Origin of the sequence: Kitasatospora indigofera (genome assembly GCF_014655955.1) — a bacterium.
Lineage (GTDB): Bacteria > Actinomycetota > Actinomycetes > Streptomycetales > Streptomycetaceae > Kitasatospora > Kitasatospora indigofera.
Window position 1 is genome coordinate 105,978 of the sequence record NZ_BNBO01000009.1, and the last position, 17,249, is coordinate 123,226.

At 74.6% G+C, this 17,249-nt stretch carries 17 protein-coding genes and 2 pseudogenes; 9 read left to right on the forward strand and 10 right to left on the reverse strand.

All coding sequences use genetic code 11. From position 1 onward, the window contains the following. Nucleotides 1-2: 2 nt before the first annotated feature. From IE329_RS11355 to IE329_RS11395, 9 genes are all read right to left on the reverse strand, one after another. Nucleotides 3-689, reverse strand: coding sequence for a class F sortase (locus IE329_RS11355; RefSeq protein WP_190210739.1), 687 nt, complete (start codon nt 687-689; stop codon nt 3-5). 299 nt (nt 690-988) lie between these two features. Continuing rightward, a complete protein-coding gene (locus tag IE329_RS11360; protein WP_190210740.1) occupies nt 989-1,351 on the reverse strand; it encodes a hypothetical protein in 363 nt (120 codons plus the stop codon). A gap of 501 nt (nt 1,352-1,852) precedes the next feature. Then, complete coding sequence (locus IE329_RS11365; RefSeq protein WP_266324776.1) at nt 1,853-2,194, reverse strand: TcmI family type II polyketide cyclase; 342 nt, start codon at nt 2,192-2,194, stop codon at nt 1,853-1,855. Next, nucleotides 2,191-2,646, reverse strand: a complete 456-nt coding sequence (locus IE329_RS11370) for an SRPBCC family protein (RefSeq protein WP_190210741.1) — start codon at nt 2,644-2,646, stop codon at nt 2,191-2,193. Before IE329_RS11370 ends, IE329_RS11365 begins: the two co-directional genes overlap by 4 nt. Nucleotide 2,647: 1 nt before the next feature. Continuing rightward, a complete protein-coding gene (locus IE329_RS11375) occupies nt 2,648-2,911 on the reverse strand; it encodes an acyl carrier protein (protein WP_073927036.1) in 264 nt (87 codons plus the stop codon). Nucleotides 2,912-3,005: 94 nt separating this feature from the next. Next, a complete protein-coding gene (locus tag IE329_RS11380; protein ID WP_190210742.1) occupies nt 3,006-4,253 on the reverse strand; it encodes a ketosynthase chain-length factor in 1,248 nt (415 codons plus the stop codon). 4 nt (nt 4,254-4,257) lie between these two features. Further along, complete coding sequence (locus IE329_RS11385; protein WP_190210743.1) at nt 4,258-5,514, reverse strand: beta-ketoacyl-[acyl-carrier-protein] synthase family protein; 1,257 nt, start codon at nt 5,512-5,514, stop codon at nt 4,258-4,260. Continuing rightward, a complete protein-coding gene (locus IE329_RS11390; protein ID WP_190210744.1) occupies nt 5,511-5,936 on the reverse strand; it encodes a cupin domain-containing protein in 426 nt (141 codons plus the stop codon). The genes IE329_RS11385 and IE329_RS11390 overlap by 4 nt, the downstream gene beginning before the upstream one ends. 47 nt (nt 5,937-5,983) lie before the next feature. Continuing rightward, nucleotides 5,984-7,147 carry a SchA/CurD-like domain-containing protein gene (locus tag IE329_RS11395; RefSeq protein WP_190210745.1) on the reverse strand — a complete coding sequence of 388 codons (1,164 nt, stop codon included), beginning with the start codon at nt 7,145-7,147 and terminating at the stop codon, nt 5,984-5,986. A gap of 366 nt (nt 7,148-7,513) precedes the next feature. Here IE329_RS11395 and IE329_RS11400 point away from each other — a divergent pair, with 366 nt between their 5' ends. The 7 genes and pseudogenes from IE329_RS11400 to IE329_RS11430 all read left to right on the forward strand — a co-directional run bounded on the left by IE329_RS11400 (nt 7,514) and on the right by IE329_RS11430 (nt 14,389). Beyond that, the gene (locus IE329_RS11400; RefSeq protein WP_190210746.1) at nt 7,514-9,142 is read left to right on the forward strand and encodes an FAD-dependent oxidoreductase; all 1,629 of its coding nucleotides are present in this window, start codon (nt 7,514-7,516) and stop codon (nt 9,140-9,142) included. Nucleotides 9,143-9,412: 270 nt separating this feature from the next. Beyond that, nucleotides 9,413-10,849, forward strand: a complete 1,437-nt coding sequence (gene gndA / locus IE329_RS11405; protein ID WP_190210805.1) for an NADP-dependent phosphogluconate dehydrogenase — start codon at nt 9,413-9,415, stop codon at nt 10,847-10,849. A gap of 103 nt (nt 10,850-10,952) precedes the next feature. After that, on the forward strand, nt 10,953-11,396 hold the full coding sequence (locus IE329_RS11410) for a hypothetical protein (protein WP_190210747.1): 444 nt from the start codon (nt 10,953-10,955) through the stop codon (nt 11,394-11,396). Nucleotides 11,397-11,472: 76 nt separating this feature from the next. Further along, complete coding sequence (locus IE329_RS11415) at nt 11,473-11,694, forward strand: hypothetical protein (RefSeq protein ID WP_190210748.1); 222 nt, start codon at nt 11,473-11,475, stop codon at nt 11,692-11,694. Nucleotides 11,695-11,742: 48 nt separating this feature from the next. Continuing rightward, nucleotides 11,743-12,175, forward strand: a pseudogene (locus IE329_RS11420) (transposase); the annotation flags it as partial. 201 nt (nt 12,176-12,376) lie between these two features. Then, a pseudogene (locus IE329_RS11425) lies at nt 12,377-12,914 on the forward strand (carboxymuconolactone decarboxylase family protein). Nucleotides 12,915-13,054: 140 nt separating this feature from the next. Continuing rightward, nucleotides 13,055-14,389, forward strand: coding sequence for an MFS transporter (locus IE329_RS11430; RefSeq protein ID WP_190210749.1), 1,335 nt, complete (start codon nt 13,055-13,057; stop codon nt 14,387-14,389). Between the two features lie 167 nt (nt 14,390-14,556). Here IE329_RS11430 and IE329_RS11435 read toward each other — a convergent pair whose 3' ends face one another. Next, complete coding sequence (locus IE329_RS11435; protein ID WP_190210750.1) at nt 14,557-15,933, reverse strand: NAD(P)/FAD-dependent oxidoreductase; 1,377 nt, start codon at nt 15,931-15,933, stop codon at nt 14,557-14,559. 432 nt (nt 15,934-16,365) lie between these two features. Between IE329_RS11435 and IE329_RS11440 the strand changes: the two genes are divergently transcribed. Both IE329_RS11440 and IE329_RS11445 read left to right on the forward strand, forming a co-directional pair. After that, on the forward strand, nt 16,366-16,608 hold the full coding sequence (locus tag IE329_RS11440) for a chaplin (RefSeq protein ID WP_190210806.1): 243 nt from the start codon (nt 16,366-16,368) through the stop codon (nt 16,606-16,608). A gap of 256 nt (nt 16,609-16,864) precedes the next feature. Beyond that, nucleotides 16,865-17,116, forward strand: coding sequence for a WhiB family transcriptional regulator (locus IE329_RS11445; protein ID WP_190210751.1), 252 nt, complete (start codon nt 16,865-16,867; stop codon nt 17,114-17,116). Nucleotides 17,117-17,249: the final 133 nt, after the last annotated feature.

Genomic DNA, 17,249 nt, shown 5'->3' on the forward strand with positions numbered 1-17,249 from the left:
GGTCAGGCCTTGTGCCAGGACTCCAGGTGCGCGAAGACCACCACGTTGTCCAGGTAGTCCTTGCGCTTCTTGTCGTAGGTGCCGCCGCAGGTGATCAGGCGGAGCTCGGCGTTGCCGGTGCTGCCGTACACCTTGGCGTCGGGGAAGGAGTCCTTGGGGAAGGTCTGGACGGAGTCGACCGAGAAGACCGCCACCTGGCCGTCCGCGCGGGTCACCTCGACCTTGTTGCCGGGCAGCAGCATCCGCAGCAGCAGGAAGACCGCCGGGCCGGTCCTGGTGTCCACGTGGCCCGCCACGACCGCGCTGCCGCGCTCGCCGGGGGAGGGGCCGCCGTTGTACCAGCCGGCCAGGTTCTTGTTGTCCGGGGCCGGCGCGTTGAGCATGCCGGAGGCGTCCAGGGTCAGCTCGGTGAACGGCGCGTTCACGGCGATCTGAGGGATCTTCAGCCTGGTGGGCGCCGAGCGTGCCATCGCGGGGGAGGGCTTGGCCTCCTCCTCGGGGGCGGCGGGCTGCGCCGGTGCCGGCGCCGCGGCCGCGGCGGTGACCACCGGGGGTGCGGGCGGCGCCGGGGCCTGGACGGGCGACGCGTCCACCGAGTTGTAGATGAGCAGCGCGCCGATGGCGGCGGCCGCCATGCCCACGCGCAGCAGGGTGGGGACGCCGCTCTTTCCCGCGGCCTGATCACTCATCGGAGGGACCTCGCATTCCGAGCCGGTCGTGCAGTCGGTGCCATGGGAGCGTCCGGGGCCTGCCGAGCCCTCAGGAGCCGTAGCCGTAGCGGTGGCTTCGGCCGGACGGTCCCGGGTGGGGCGGGCGCTCCTGGCGCCCGCGCCCGCGGGCGGTGCCGCCCCGGCCGTCCGCCGGCGGGCGGGGGCGGTGCGGCCGCTCCCCGTGCCCGTTCCGGCCGGGCCGGGGGCCCTCGTACGCCCTGCCGTGGCCGACGCTGGGCGCGGCCACGGCAGGGAGACGTACGGGTCGGTGCTACGGGTCAGATCGCCGCACCGGAGGGCTTGCGGCGGCGCAGCGCGTACGCGCCGATGCCGAGCCCGCCGAGCAGCAGGGCCGCGCCCGAGGCCACGCCGTTGCCGGAGACGGCCATGCCGCCACCGCCGGTGTGCACGCCGCCGTGCGGGGCCTTCTCCTCGGAGGAGGCCTCGGGCTTGCCCGTGGCCTGCTTCTCCTCCCAGGTCTTCTGGCCCTCCGGGCTCGCTGCCTTGGCCTGCTTCTCCTCCCAGGTCAGCGTCGTGCCCGCGTCGGGAGAGTCGGCGGCGAAGGCGGCAGCGACGGGGCCGCCGAGGGTGAGGGTGGCGGCGATGGCCGCTCCGGTCAGCAGGGTGCGTGCAGAACGCATGGGGGTGGTCCTTCCGGCGCGAGGTGCGACCGCCGACGGGTCGTCGGGCGAGGGAATCGCACGGGGCGTCGTTTTCACGGTCAGTCAGATCCGGGCCGGCTGCCAGCGCTGAATGTCACGACACGGTTACGGCCTGGGCCCTTCGGGTGGAGTATCGCGATTCTTCACCCGCCTGCCACGCCGTACGGTCTGAATAAGCGTCAGCTCTTCGGCCTAACGCCGGGGCCCGCCCGGTGGACGGCCGCCGGCGGCCCTCGGACCGCCCCGGCCGGCCGTCCCGAACCGTGCTGCCCGTCCGAGCCGCGCTGCCCGCCCGCGCCGGCCGCCCGGGCCCGTGACGGCCGGCCCGGGAGCGGACATGCCGAGGGCGCCGGCCGGGTCTCGGGTGAGACCGGACGGCGCCCTCGGCGGTTCGGACGGGTGGTTCGGACGGGCGGTTCGGACGGGTGGGGCTGGCCGGACGGCAGGGCGGTCCGGGCGGCGCGGCAGGGGCCCGCGGGCTCAGTTCGCCGAGCCGCGCTCCCAGCGGTAGAACTCCCGCGCCATGGCGTCCTGGGGCCCGCGCCAGGTCTGCGGGTCGTACGCCTGGACGTACGGCAGCAGCTTCTCGCTGACGTCCCGGAAGGCCGGGTGCTTGGTGTACTGGGCGACCGCCGGGCCGGGCGGCCGGTCCGCCTCCACCAGGTGGATGTAGACGTCGCCGAACTGGAACAGGCTGCGGCCGGTCACCCCGATCAGGTCGGGCAGCTCACCGGCGTCGGACCGGGCGAAGACGTCGGCGATGCCGTCGGCGCCGTCGGGCTTCATCCGGGCCACGATCAGGGTGCGGTAGGTCTGGTTCACAGGTCGGCCGCCTGCTTCTCGACCTTCTCGCGGATCAGCTGCATCTGGACGCGCGAGTTGCGGTTGATGTGGTTGGTCATCCCGTTGTCGTCGACCGGCGCGGTCGGCTTCATCGCGAAGTCCTGGATCCAGCGCATCCGGGTGCCGCCCGGTGCCTCGGCGTACTCCCAGCGGATGTCCATGAACTCGAACGGCCCGGGCTCGACCCGGCGGGCCTTCACCGCGAGCGAGGGCCGGTCGGTGGTGCGCTCGGAGACCCAGCTCCAGATCTGGCCGTTCTCGTCGGGGTGCATGGTGAGGCGGAAGGTCGTGCTGTCGCCCTCGCGGTTCAGCACCTCGACCGAGGCGTACTCGCTGAACAGCTGCGGCCAGTTCTCCAGGTCGTTGGTGATCTCCCAGACCAGGTCGACGGGGGCGGCGATGACGATCTCGTTGTCCGTGTGTCCGGGCATCTCAGGCACCAGCCTTCGCGGCGAGGGAGGAGTTGACGACGTCGATGAACTCGGCGGGTGTGCGGGACATCTCGGCCCCCGCGGTGATCCGGGTGGCGTGGCGGTTCTCCAGCTCACCGACGATGCCGAGCAGGCCGAGGGAGTCGATGCCGAACTCCTCGAAAGTCGCTTCGGGGCGGCTCTCCATCTCCTGCGGGTCGACGGTGATGCCGGCCCGGTTCTTGATCAGTGAGGCGAGTTCGGTGTGGGTGAGGGCATTGCTCATGAGTCGGTTCTCCTGCTCACAATCGGTGTAGGGCAGTTGGTGCCGGGCCGGCGCCGCCGGGCTGCGGGCGGGGCCGGCCGGTCGGGCGGCCGGGTCAGCGCAGCTCGCCGCTGCCGCGGCGCAGCACCAGGGCGGCGTTGGAGCCCATCAGCCCGCGGCTCAGCACGAGCGCGGTGCGCAACTCGGCCGGGCGGGCGTGGCCGGTCACCAGGGCGAGGTCGTGGCAGACGTCGGTGACGTTGGGCGTGGGCGGCAGGATGCCGTCCTCCATGGCGAGCACGGCGGCCGCCACGTCCAGCGGCGGCGCGCCGCAGTAGGCGCGGCCGATGCCGGCCTTGGGGGCCGTCACGGGGACCCGTTCGGCGTAGGTGCCGAGGGCGTCGGCCAGGGCGAGGGCCTCGGCGCGGTCGGCCGCCGGGACGCCCAGGGCGTCGGCGAAGACCACGTCGATCTCCTCGGGCGAGCAGCGCGCCTCGTCGAGGGCGGTGCGGATCGCCCGCACCAGCCCCTCGCGGGACTCCTCCCAGCGGGAGGCGCCGGTGAAGGTGGCGCCGTGGCCGGCCAGCACGGCCCGGACCTTGGCCCCGCGGCGCAGGGCCGCGGACTCGTCCTCCACCATCAGCATCGCCCCGCCCTCGGCGGGGACGAAGCCGCCGGCCCGGGCCGAGAACGGCAGATAGGCCCGCTCCGGGTCCTCGCCGAGGCTCAGCTCGGGGTAGCCGAGCTGGCAGACCATCGAGTAGGGGGCGAGCGGTGCCTCGGCGGCGCCGACCACCACCGCCTCCGTGCCCCGCCGTACGGCGCGGGCCGCGTGGGCGAGCGCGTCGAGCCCGCCGGCCTCGTCGCTGGCGACGACGCCGCAGGGCCCGCGGAACCCGCCGCGGATCGAGATCTGGCCGGTGCTGGCGGCGTAGAACCAGGCGATCGACTGGTAGGGGCCGACGAACCTCGGCCCCTCGCCCCAGAGTTGCTGCAGTTCGCGCTGGCCGAACTCGCCGCCGCCGGAGCCGGCCGCGGTGACCACGCCCACGCCGAACGGCGCGTTCTCGTCGGGGACGAACCCGGCGTCGGCCACCGCGAGGTCGGCCGCGGCCATCGCGTAGTGGGTGAAGCGGTCGGTCTGGACGAGGAAGCGGCCGTCGATCGCGATGTTCGCGTCGAAGTCGCGGACCTCGCCGGCGACCCGGAGCGGAAGGTGCCCGCAGCCCTCGCGGGAGATCCGGTCCAGGACGCTGACGCCCTGCCGGGTGGCCTTCCAGAAGGCGTCCGCGCCGACGCCGTTGGGGGCCACCACGCCGAGGCCGGTGACCACGGCCCGGCGCTCCTGCTGACGTGTCGTCATGTTCTCACCCCGTTCTGCTGAGCACTACGGCGGACTGGAAGCCGCCGAACCCGCTGCCGACCGACAGGATGTTGCGCAGCGGCAGCTCCCGCGCGGTGCGCGGGACGTAGTCGAGGTCGCACTCCGGGTCCGGCGTCTCGTAGTTGGCGGTCGGCGGCACCACGCCGTGGGCCAGCGCGAGGGTGCAGGCGACGACCTCGATCGCCCCGATCGCGCCGAGCGAGTGCCCGACCATCGACTTGATCGAACTCATCGGCGTGCGGTAGGCGTGGTCGCCGAGCGAGCGCTTCACCGCCGCCGTCTCGTGCCGGTCGTTCTGCTTGGTGCCCGAGCCGTGCGCGTTGACGTAGTCGACGTCGGTGCGCTCGACCCTCGCGTGGGCCAGTGCCTCGTCGATCGCGTGCGACATCTCCAGGCCCTCCTGGGTGAGCCCGGTCATGTGGTACGCGTTGCCGAAGGTCGCGAAGCCGCCAAGCTCGCCGTAGATGCGGGCGCCGCGCCGGCGGGCGTGCTCCAGCTCCTCCAGCACCAGGACGGCGCCGCCCTCGCCGAGCACGAAGCCGTCCCGGTGCGCGTCGAACGGACGGGAGGCGTGCGCCGGGTCGTCGTTGCGCTCCGAGGTGGCCTTGATGGCGTCGAAGCAGGCGACGGTGATCGGTGAGATGGGCGAGTCGGAGGCGCCGGCGATGCAGATGTCGGCGCGGCCGTCCTCGACCGCGTGGAAGGCGTAGCCGATCGCGTCCAGGCCGGAGGTGCACCCGGTGGAGACCGTCTGCACGGGCCCCATGGCGCCGGTCTGCTCGGCCACCGCGGAGGCCAGGGTGCTCGGCGCGAAGGCCCGGTGGAGGTGCCGCTCGGCCTTGCGGTGGTCCACGTCCCAGCGGGCGCCGGAGGCGCTCACCAGGGCGTAGTCGTGCTCCAGCCGGGTGGTGCCGCCGACCGCGGTGCCGAGCGAGACGCCGACCCGCCACGGGTCCTCGGCCTGGAGGTCGAGGCCCGAGTCGCGGACCGCCTCGGCGGTCGCGACCAGCGCGAACTGCACGTACCGGTCGGCCCGTTCGACCTGCTCCGGCTCCAGGCCGTGCTCGGCGGGGTCGAAGTCGCACTCGGCGGCGATCCGGGAGCGGAAGCCCTCCGGGTTGAAGAGGGTGATGCCCCTGGTGGCCGTGCGCCCGGAGGTCAGGAGGTCCCAGAAGGCCGGTACGCCGACGCCGCCGGGGGCGACCACACCGATACCGGTGATCGCCACCCGCCGGGTCATGAGGCCACCTTGGCGTGTTCCGGCGGGCCGGCCTCCAGGGTTTCCTCGGTGTCGACGTGGCCGAGCTCCGGGCGCGGGGCCAGCGGGCCGCAGTGGAAGACCATCCGGGCCTCGGTGTCGCCGACGTTGCGGAACCGGTGGCGCATGTTGACCGGGATCATCAGCCCCTGGTCGGGCTTCAGCGGGTGCGTCACGCCGTCCAGGTCGACCTCCAGGTCACCCGAAACAACGTATACGAACTCCTCCGAGTACGGGTGGTAGTGCTCGCTGATCCGGTCCCCCGGCTGGATGATCGCCAGGCCCATGAACCCGCTGGTGGCACCCGAGACGGTCGGGGTGAGCATGGCGCGGATGTCCCCGCCCCGCCGGCGGTTGGGCGCGGCATCGTCGACGTGCACGATACGTGGGTAATGCGTGGTCATGGCTGTTCCTCCAAGTGGGTTCTACGGTGGGGCCCCGGAAAGGGGGGTCAGACGTCCTGCGAGCGGCGGTCGGTCACCAGGCCCATGTCGCAGGCGGCGAGGAAGCGGGCCACGCCCGCGGCGCTCCGCAGGTCGCCCTCCGCGCCGAGGTCGAGCAGGCTGCCGAGCACGGTCGCCTCGCGCTCGCCGCCGACCCCGAGCGCCGCGGCCGGCTGCGCCCCGGCGTCGGCCCGCAGGTCCACCACGCGGACGACGATGTCCTCGCGCTGGAACACCGTGCTGCCGATCACCGGGTTGCCCGGGTCGACCGCCGCCAGGCCGTCCTGCTCCGCCAGCAGCTTGGCGACCGCCGGGCCGTTGCCCTTCTTGACCGGGTAGACGACCGCCTGGCGCTCCACCTCGCCGCGGACCGGCGCGGCCGGCGCGGTGTGATGCACGGCCGGCAGCGCGGCGCGGGCGAAGAAGGCGCGGGCGGCCTCCGGGTTGCCCAGCTCGCGGTCCTCCTCCAGGTAGGGGTTGATGGCCTCCTCGACGGCGCGGATCTCCGGCTGCATCGCCACGTGGCGCAGCGCCGCACCGAGGTCGCCGACCACCTCGACGGCCCGCACCACCCGGTTGCCGTGCATGAAGAGCGAGGTGCGGCGGAGCCGGGTGGTGTCGTCCACGACGGCCTGCGGGGAGGTGTAGCCGGAGAGGATCTGCGCCACCTTCTGCTCGCTGCCCGGCTTGACCGTGAAGGTCAGCGCGTGCCGGGTCACCCCGTCCGGTCCGGGGGTGACCTGCGGCATGCCGGGGGCGCCGGCCGCGCGCGGGGAGCCCTCCCGCACCTCCTGCGGCTTGCGGGTGCCGGTGGCCCCCTTCGCCGAGGTCTCGCGCAGGATGTTGTAGCGCAGCGAGCGGAACCGGTCGCTGACGCAGCCGTGCATCGGCTTGACCATCTCGCGGTGCGCCGGGCTGTCCACCCAGGCCAGGAACGAGTCGGGGTCGTTCCACTCGCTGGTGATCAGCCACTGGCGCGGGTCGTCGATCGACTGGCAGAGCTGGTCGCTGACGTGCCCGGGCACCGAGGCGACCTTGTGGCGGAGCTTCTCGTACACGTCCAGGAAGCGCTGCTGGGCGCCGTCCTGGATCTCCAGCATCAGCACCACCCGGAGGCGGGATTCGTCGAGCTCGGCGTGCTGCTGCACCTGCGGTTCGGACAGAGTCGTCATGATCCACTTTCTGCGTCGGGCCGCGGCTGCGGCGGGCGGCCGAGCGGCTCGGCCGAGGGAGGGGGAGGAGCGAACGGCCGGGAGGTCCGGGCGGCGGGGGCGGCCCGGTCCGGCGGGAGGGACGGTCTCCCCCTCGGCGGTCCCCTCCGGCGGGGGCTTCCGACGGGGGCAGGGGTCCAGGCCTGATCTCGATCGTGGGGCGCGGCAACGGGCGGCGCGAGATATGCGGTCCATCCGAGCGACGAGCGCGGACATCCCGTCGTCGAGGGGGGACGGTAGAGCGGGGCGCCCGCGTCCGGGGCCCTGCCGACGGCCGTCGGCGATCTCTCGCCGGCCGCTGAACTCCCGTACAGGCTGGAGCAATTGATGAATCCAAAGGTGGACGACCGGGTGCCGGTCCTGATCGTGGGCGGGTCACTGGTGGGGCTGTCGGCCTCGCTCTTCCTGGGCCGACTGGGTGTCAGACACCTCCTGGTCGAGAAGCACTCGGGCACCTCGCATCACCCGCGTGGACGCGGCAACAACGTCCGGACGATGGAACTGCTGCGGGTCGCCGGCGCCGAGGCGGGCATCCGCGAGGCGGCCTCCGTGCTGGCCGAGAACCACGGCATCCTGCAGGCCGACACCCTCACCGGCACCGAGCAGGAGTGGCTCTTCCGGGAGATCGACCCGGGTGGCGCGCTCGCCCGGTTCAGCCCGTCCTCCTGGTGCCTGTGCAGCCAGAACGACCTGGAACCCGTCCTGCTGCGGCAGGCCCGCGAGCTCGGCGGCGACCTGCGGTTCAGCACCGAACTGGTCTCCTTCGAGCAGGACGCCGACGGGGTCAGCGCGCTGCTGCGCAGCCGGGAGACCGGCGAGGAGCGCACCGTCCGGGCCGAGTACCTGATCGCCGCCGACGGGCCGCGCAGCCCGGTCCGGGAGCGGCTGGGGATCGGCCAGTCCGGCAAGGGCGAGCTGTTCCACAACGTCAGCATCACCTTCCGGGCGAAGCGGCTCGCCGAGGCGGTGGGCGACCGGCACTTCATCGCCTGCTACCTGACCAACCCTCAGGGGCCCGGCGCGCTGCTGCCGGTGGACAACCAGGAGCAGTGGGTCTTCCACGCGCCCTGGCACCCCGAGCACGGCGAGCCGCTGGAGGCGTTCACCGACGAGCGCTGCGTGGCGCACATCCGGACCGCGACCGGCGTTCCCGGCCTGGAGGTCGAGATCACCGGGAAGGCCCCCTGGCACGCGGCCGAACGGGTCGCCGACCAGTACTCCGCCGGACGGGTGTTCCTCGCCGGGGACTCGGCCCACGAGATGTCCCCGACCGGTGCCTTCGGCTCCAACACCGGCATCCAGGACGCGCACAACCTGGCCTGGAAGCTCGCCGCCGTGCTCGGCGGCTGGGCCGGGCCCGGCCTGCTGGACACCTACACCACCGAGCGCCGCCCGGTCGCCCGGGTCACCGCCGAACGGGCCTCCGCCCGCTCGGCCGAGCACAGCCACCCCGGGTACGACGCGGTGCCCGGCACCGGGCGGCAGGCCGGCGTGCTGGCGGTGGCGCTCGGTTACCGCTACCCCGAGGGCGCGGTGGCCGGCGGCGACCCGGACCAGCCGGTGGTGCCGGAGAGCTTCCGGCCGACCGGCGAGCCGGGCAGCCGGGCGCCGCACCTGTGGCTGCTGCGGGCCGGCGTCCGGCTCTCCTCGCTGGACCTCTACGAGCAGGCGCTGGTGCTGCTCACCGGCTCGCGGGGCGCCTCCTGGCAGGCCGCCGCGCAGCGGGCCGCCGACCGGCTGGCGGTACCGCTGGACACCTACCGGATCGGCACCGGCGCCGAGGACGACCTGGCCCCCGAGCCCGGCACCGACTGGGCCGAGCTGCACGGGGTCGGCCCGGAGGGCGCCGTGCTGGTCCGCCCCGACGGGTTCGTGGCCTGGCGCTCGGCCTCGGCCCCGGCCGACCAGGAGGCCGCCGTCGGCGAGGCCCTGCGGACGGTGCTCGGACTGGGCTGACCGGCCCCGGGCCCGGCGGATGCCGAAGCGCACCCGCCGGGCCCCGGCCCGCCGCCCGGCGTCCGCCCTCCGCGCGTCTCTCCGTCCGGCGTCCGCCCTCCGCGCGTCCGTCCGCCATCTGCGCGCCCGTCCGGCCGCCGTCCGGACGTCCGGGTGCGCGGCGGCGGCTTCCCGGGCAGAGTCGGACCAGCTAGGCCGTTCCCGTACGTCCTGTCCCGGCCGGCCGATCTCCCGCCCCTTCCAGGACCGCTTGGAGTACCCGTCATGGCAGTGCAGTCCCAGGCTCAGGTCGGCGTCACCGGACTGGCCGTCATGGGCCGCAACCTGGCCCGGAACTTTGCCCGGCACGGCTACCGCGTCGCCGTGCACAACCGCACCGCGGCCCGCACCACCGCGCTGGTCGAGGAGTTCGGCCACGAGGGTGAATTCCGCCCGGCCCGGACGCCGGAGGAGTTCGTCACCTCGCTGGAGCGCCCGCGCCGGATCGTGATCATGGTCAAGGCGGGCGGCCCGACCGACGCCGTCATCGACGAACTGGTGCCACTGCTGGACGCCGGCGACGTGGTGGTGGACGGCGGCAACGCGCACTTCCTGGACACCCGCCGGCGCGAGCAGGCCCTGCGCGCCCACGGGCTGCACTTCGTCGGCAGCGGCATCTCCGGCGGGGAGCAGGGCGCCCTCGAAGGCCCCAGCATCATGCCGGGCGGCACCGCGGAGTCCTACCGGGTGCTCGGACCGCTGCTGGAGGACATCGCCGCCAAGGTGGACGGCGCGCCCTGCTGCACCCACATCGGCCCCGACGGGGCCGGCCACTTCGTCAAGATGGTGCACAACGGCATCGAGTACGCCGACATGCAGCTGATCGCCGAAGCCTACGACCTGCTGCGGCACGGCGCCGGGCGCCAGCCCGGCGAGATCGCCGAGATCTTCCGCGGCTGGAACGACGGCCGGCTGGAGTCCTACCTGATCGGCATCACCGCCGAGGTCCTCGCGCACACCGACGCGGCGACCGGCAAGCCCTTCGTCGACGTCGTCCTCGACCAGGCCGAGCAGAAGGGCACCGGCCGCTGGACGGTGCAGACCGCCCTCGAACTCGGCATCCCGGTGAGCGGCATCGCCGAGGCCGTCTTCGCCCGCTCGCTGTCCGGCAGCGCCGAACTGCGCGCCGCGGCCCACGGACTGCCCGGACCGACCGAGACCTGGCTCGACAGCGCGGCCTCCGACCGCTTCGCCGAGGACGTCGAACAGGCCCTGTACGCCTCGAAGATGGTCGCCTACGCGCAGGGCTTCAACCAGATCCAGGCCGGCAGCGCCGAGTACGCCTGGGACATCGACCTCGGCGCGACCGCCGCCATCTGGCGCGGCGGCTGCATCATCCGGGCCCGCTTCCTGGACCGGATCACCGCCGCCTACCGCGCCGACGGCCGGCTGCCCACCCTGCTCACCGACGAGCACTTCCGCGAGGCGCTGGCCGGTGCCCAGTCCAGCTGGCGCCGGGTCGTCACCACCGCGGCCCAACTGGGCGTACCCGCGCCCGGCTTCGCCACCGCGCTGGCCTACTACGACAGCCTGCGCGCCGAGCGGCTGCCGGCCTCCCTGGTGCAGGGGCAGCGTGACTACTTCGGCGCGCACACCTACCGGCGGACCGACCGGGTCGGGACCTTCCACACCCTCTGGGGCGGGGACCGCAGCGAGGAGGAGCGCTGAGCCGGACCTGTCCGGCCGCTGCCACCCGCGCGGGTTTGCCTTCGCGCCGAGCGGCAAGGCGACAGGTACCGACAGCTCCCGAACACCCGGAAGGCTGGAGACCATGAACGCCAGAGAAGGCCGCAAGCACAGCACCCGGTCCCTCGCTGAACCCCCGCACGACACGGACGCGCACCTCACCCTCGGCACGCCCGTGCCGGACGACCCGGAACTGCTCCTCGGCGACGTCGAGGCCGCCCGGAGCGCGCTGGGCCTGCCCGACGGGCCGGAGGAGCCGGACGGGGCGGACGGGGCGCACGCGCGGGCGAGCCGCTGGGGCCGGGCCACCCGCGCCGCGGGCCGGGTCCGGACCGCCGGCCTGGCGAAGCTCGGCCGGGCCGCGGGACGGCCCGGCGGCATCCGCCCGTACCACCCGGAGACGGCCGCGGAGCCCTTCCCGGAGGACGACGGGGCCTGGGCACCGGCCCGGGTGCCCTACCTGCTGGTGGCCGGCCTCGCCGCGGGCGGCCTGGTCGCGGTGGTGGTGCTGCGCCGCCGGCGCGGCTGACCGTACGTCCGCCGCCCCCCGCCGCCCGCCCCCGCGGGCCGGTACCGCCCGACGCGACCTCAGTGAGGAGCCCGGCATGACGACCGAACCGGCGGACCCGGAGCAGGTCAGCGAGTACGACCTGCTCCGCGAGATCGACCCCGAGGTGCCCACGGCCGACGCGGCCGAGCAGGCGCGCGAGCTCCTGCCGCACGGCGACGACGACCCGGCCCGCGCGCCCGGCCCGGACGTTCCCGAGGCCGACGCGGCCGAACAGGCGCGGCTGGTGGAGACCCCGGAGGAGGACGACCCCCGCTAGGTTCTGTCCGGCGGATCGTGTGACCGTCGGACGGTCGGGATCGTTGTGCTGCTCACGGGGCGGGGAGAGCTGTCGAACGACGAGTGGGGGCGGCTGGAGCCGCACCTGCCGAAGTACGTCGCTCGGGGTGGCCGTCGGTGCGACCACCGCCAGGTGGTCAACGGGGTCCTGTTCCGGGTCCGCCCCGGCGTGCCCCGGCGGGACCTCCCGGAGGGCGCCACGGCAGTTGGAAGACCGTCCACGAGCGGCACCGGCGGTGGTGAGCCGACGGCACCTGGGACGGATCCTCCAGGCGGCCCAAACGGACGCCGACGCCCAGGGCCGGTGGACCGGAGCCCGGTGGGCGTGGACTCGACCTCGTGCCGTGCCCACCAGCACGCCGCCGGGGCGCCCCGGCGGAAGCCGTGGATTTCGACACGGACACCTACCGGCGCGGCAACGAAGTCGAGCGCACCACCAACCGCCTCAGGACCTTCCGCGCCGTCTCCACCCGCTACGACAAACGGGCCTACGTCTTGCACGGCACCGTCACCCTCGCCTCGATCCGCCTATGGATCAGACCCGATCCGCCGGACAGAACCTATCCGTCGGCGCGGAGTACCGGGTACAGACACCGGACGGTGCCGGGCGGGATCCCCGTCGACGGACCGTCACATCGGGAACGCCGTTGAGGAGAACCACAGTGCCGCACATCAGTATCGGCAACGACCTCCCGGGCATCAGCGGTCTGCTGGCCGACCGCCCGACAGCGCCGCGCCGCTGAACCAGCTCGTCAACGTCCTGCTGCGCGGCCCCTCCCCGCTGCCCCGGGGAGAGCGCGAGCTGACCGCCGCCTACGTCTCCGAACTCAACCGGACCCGGTTCTGCTCCGACGCGCACGGTGCGTTCGCCGCCGCGCAGCTCGACGGCGGCGAGGAGTTGGTGACGGCCGTCCTGAACGACCTGGAGACCGCGCCGGTCTCCGAGCAGCTGCGGGCCCTGCTGCGGGTTGCCGCCGAGGTCCAGGCGTTCGCCCGCCCGGTCGCGGAGAAGGCCGTGGCCGCCGCCAGGGCGGAGGGTGCGGGGACGACGAGATCCACGACACGGTGCTGATCGCCGCCGCGTTCTGCATGGACAACCGCTACGTCAGCTGCCTCGACACCGGGCTGCCGGCCGACCGGGGCTACTGCACCGAGGGCGCCCGGCGGATCGTGGCGCACGGGTACGGCAGCCCGCGCTGACGACGCCCCCGGGCCCCGGTCGGTGGACCGGGGCCCGGGGTGCGCGGCGACGGGGAAAGAGGGCAATCGAGAAGTAGGCAGCGGACGCGAGGCCCGGAACCATGAGCCCTCACATCGTCCGCGTCGGGAGTAGCCCACCCATGCCGCACACCGAGACCAGCCCGCTCCACCCGCTGCCCGCCCCGTCGCCCGAGGCCGTGCGGTTACGTCGCCGCGCCGTCACCGCGACCGTGGTCGGGAACTTCGTGGAATCCTTCGACTGGCTGGCGTACGGTCTGTTCGCCCCGCTCTTCGCGGAGCGGTTCTTCCCCTCCGCCGATCCGACCACCTCGCTGCTGGGTGCCTTCGCGGTGCTCGGGGTGGGCGTGCTGGCCAGGCCGCTCGGCGGCGTGCTGCTGGGCCGGCTGGCGGACCGCCGGGGCCGCAAGCCGGCGCTGCTGCTGGCGATCCTCCTGATGACGGCCGGTTCGGTCCTGATCGGGAGCGCCCCGACGTACCAGCAGGCCGGGATCCTCGCCCCGGTGCTGCTGCTCTGCGCCCGGCTCGCCCAGGGCATCTCCTCCGGCGGTGAGTGGCCCGCCGCGGCGGCGTACCTGATGGAACTGGCCCCGCCTCGCCGCAGAGGCCTCTACGGCAGCCTGTTCTCGCTCACCACCGCCGCGGGCGCTTTCACCGCCGCGATGCTCGGCGGCATGCTGACCGGCCTGGTGGGTCCCGGGGCGATGGAGACCTGGGGCTGGCGGGTGCCGTTCCTGATCGGCGGCGTGCTCGGGCTGGTCCTGCTGGCGCTGCGGAGCCGGATCACCGAGAGCGAGGTCTTCCGGCGCGAGGTGAGCTCCCGTCAGGACCGCAGCCCGCTGCGCGAGGTCCTGCGCACCCACCGGCGGCAGGTCCTGCGCTCCGTCCTCCTGGTGGCCGGGATGGCGACCGTCGGCAGCACCTGGACCTCGGTCATACCGGCGATGGGGCAGCGGCTGGCTCCGGACGGGACGATGTTCTGGGTCGTGGTCTGTGCCACCGCCGTGATGATCCTGCTCCAGGTGCCGATCGGCCTGCTCGCCGACCAGGTCGGGCCACGGCGGCTGCTGGTCGTGGCGAGCCTGCTCTTCGCCACCGGGGGCTCCTGGGCCTACCTCGCCATGACCGGCCGGTTCACCAGTCTGCTACTCGCCTACGGCAGCGGCGTGGTCTACCTGGTCTGCGTCACCACGGTCCTGCCCGCCCTGCTCGCCGAGATCTTCCCGCCCCGCGTACGCGCCCTGGGCATCGGCCTCCCCTACGCACTGACCAGCGCCGTCCTGGGCGGCACCACCCCACTCCTGGCCACCCACCTCGGCAAGAACGGCCCGTCCGGCTGGTTCATCGCCGGCGTGGTGGTCGCCGTCCTCCTCGGCCTCGCAGCCACGGCGACCTCCGGCGCTTCCGACACCGGACGATCCCGACCGGCACGCCCGGAGCCGGTGCCGATGGGTTAGGGCCTGTCCGGCAAGATCCGCCGGACCGGGCTCCCGGCTCCAGGCCTCCGCGGACCTGTCCCGGCGAACGCCCGTCCCGGCGAACGCCCGTCCCCACGAACCCCGGTGGCCCGCACACCCCAGGTGTGCGGGCCACCCGCGGGTGCGGCCGGCGTCCGGCGTCCGGCTCAGGCGGGGTCGGGCCGGGGCGTGTCCGGGGCGCTGCCGGGCCGGCCGGCGTCCGGCCCGGCCGGCCGCGCCCCGACGCGCTCGAAGTCCTGGAGGGTCGCCGGACGTCCCTCCTGGAACCCCGTCCGGACGAAGTCGTCCCCGGTGGTGGCGTTCAGCGCCCAGTTGGTCAGCACCCGGGCCCGGGCGGTGAGGGTGGGCAGCGCCATCACGTGGTACCCGCGGGCCACCAGCTGGGCGGGCACGCCGGAGAGTTCCACGCCGAGCGGCTTGGAGACGGCGTCGGTGCCGCCGAGATCCACCACCAGCCCGAGATCGCGGTGGTGGTAGGGCCGCAGCGGGGCGCCGCGCAGGCGAGCGACCAGGTTGCGGGCCACCGCCTTGCCCTGGCGCTGCGCATGCTGGGCGGTCGGCGGGGTGATCGCGTCGCCGCCGACCGCGAGGTCCGGCACCGCGGCCGCGTCGCCGACCGCGAAGACGCCGGGCGAGCCGGGCACGGTCAGCTCGGCCGTGGTCCGCAGCCGCCCCCGCACGGTCGGGCCGTCCAGGGTGCCCACCAGCGGACCGGCCGCCACCCCGGCCGTCCAGACCAGGGTCCGGGTCGGCAGCACCCGGCCGTCCGTCAGCGTCACCGACTCCGGGGTCACCGCCCGGACCGAGGTGTTGAGGGAGAACCGGACACCGCGCCGGCGCAGGGTCTCCATCGCCTTGGCGCCGAGCCGGTCGCCGAGCTCCGGCAGCAGCTTCGGGGCCAGGTCGACCAGGTGCCACTCCAGCAGCCCGGGATCGAGCCGGGGGAACCGGGCGGTGGCCGCCGCCGTGAGCCGTTGCAGGCAGGCGGCGGTCTCCACGCCCGCGTAGCCGCCGCCGACCACCACGAAGCGCATCCGGGCCGCGCGCTCGGCCTCGTCGGTGGCGACGGCCGCCAGGTCCAGCTGGGAGATCACGTGGTCACGCAGGTAGGCGGCCTGGGCCAGGGTCTTCATGCCGAGCGCGTGCTCGGCCAGGCCCGGGATGTCGAACGTCCGGGTGGTGCTGCCGGCGGCGAGCACCAGGTGGTCGTACGGGAGATGGACGGTGGTGCCCGCCGTGGTGTGCACTTCGACGCTGCGGGCCGCCGTGTCGACGCCGTTCGCCCCGCCCGGGACGATCCTGGTGCGGCGCAGCCGGCGACGCAGCGAGACCGCCACCGACTGGGGGGTGAGCACCCCGGCCGCCACGTGCGGCAGCAGGGGCAGGTAGAGCTGGTAGTCCGTCGGGGTGACGAGGGTCAGCTCGGCCTCGGCGGGCCGCAGGGCCCGTTCGAGCCGGTGCAGGCACTCCACTCCGGCGAATCCGCCACCGACGACGAGGATCTTGGGACGGGTCACGGGCATCCTTTCGGTGCGTCGGGCCCGCCGCCCGGGCGGGCTCCGTGCGGTTGTGCGACTGCGGTGACGCACCCCCCGGGGCCGGCCGGGGGCCTGTCCGGCCCGTCCGGCCCTGTCTGGCCCGTCCGGCCCTGTCCGGCCTGTCGCACGGGCGGTCGCCTGCCCGCGCCGCCGGTGCCGAAACCGCGCCGGGCGCCCGGCCGCCGGACGTTCCCGTCGCCGCCGCTGCCCCTGCCCCGGGGGCGGCCGCGCCCGTGAGGGCCGTCCGTGATCGGCCGTCCGGCCCAGGCGTTCACTGCATCGGGTGAACCGGGCCCCCTCGGAGCAGTCCAGGGCCTCCGGGTGGCCGAAGAACTGGTGTCGGCGGGCCGCGGCGTCGCGGCCCGGGACGCTTCGATCCGTATCACCCAGCATCAGCATCACTATCAGGAGAAGCTCATGACCGCTCTTCGTAGGACTCTCGCCCTGACCGCCGCCGCCGGCGCCCTCGTGCTCGCCGGAGCCGGCGTGGCCGGTGCCAGCGCCGGTGCGCAGGGTGTCGCCGCCGGCTCGCCCGGCGTGCTGTCCGGGAACCTCATCCAGGTGCCGGTGCACGTGCCGGTCAACCTGTGCGGCAACAGCATCGGCGTCGTCAGCATCCTGAACCCGGCCTTCGGCAACGGCTGCGTCAACGCCGGCTGACCTGCCCCCGGCAGTACCCGGCCGGCCCCGCTGTCCCGAGCGGGGCCGGCCCCTGCGGACCCTCCGGTCCGGCCCGCCCGGCGCGCCCCGCGCGGCCGGTCCGGCCCCGCCGGCCCGCAAACTCCGGGCCCGATCAGGCATGGTCCGGCCGGGGGCGGCAAGGCGGGAGGGGAGGGCCGGGTACCCGGCGCCCCGCGGGCAGGCCCCGCGAGGCCCGCCGGCCCGAAGGAATCCACCTCCGGAAGGGAGCGTTTCGATGGACTGGCGAGACCGTGCGCGGTGCCGTGACCTGGACCCCGAGCTGTTCTTCCCGCTGGGCAACACCGGCCCGGCGCTGCGTCAGGCCGAGGAGGCCAAGGCGGTCTGCCACCGGTGCCCGGTCCGGGAGCGCTGTCTGGCCTGGGCCGTGGAGACCGGCCAGGAGGCCGGTGTCTGGGGCGGCACCAGCGAGGACGAACGGCGCGCCCTGAAGCGGCGCGCGGCCCGGCGCCGCTTGGCCGCCGGCTGAACCCGCCCGACCCGGGCAGCGTCCTGAACCTGCCCGCGCCGGGCCGCGACCTGCGCGTGCCCGGGCTGGGCCGCGACCTGCGCGCGCCTGCGCCCGGTAGCGACCTGAACCCGCCGGTGCCGGGCCGCCACGG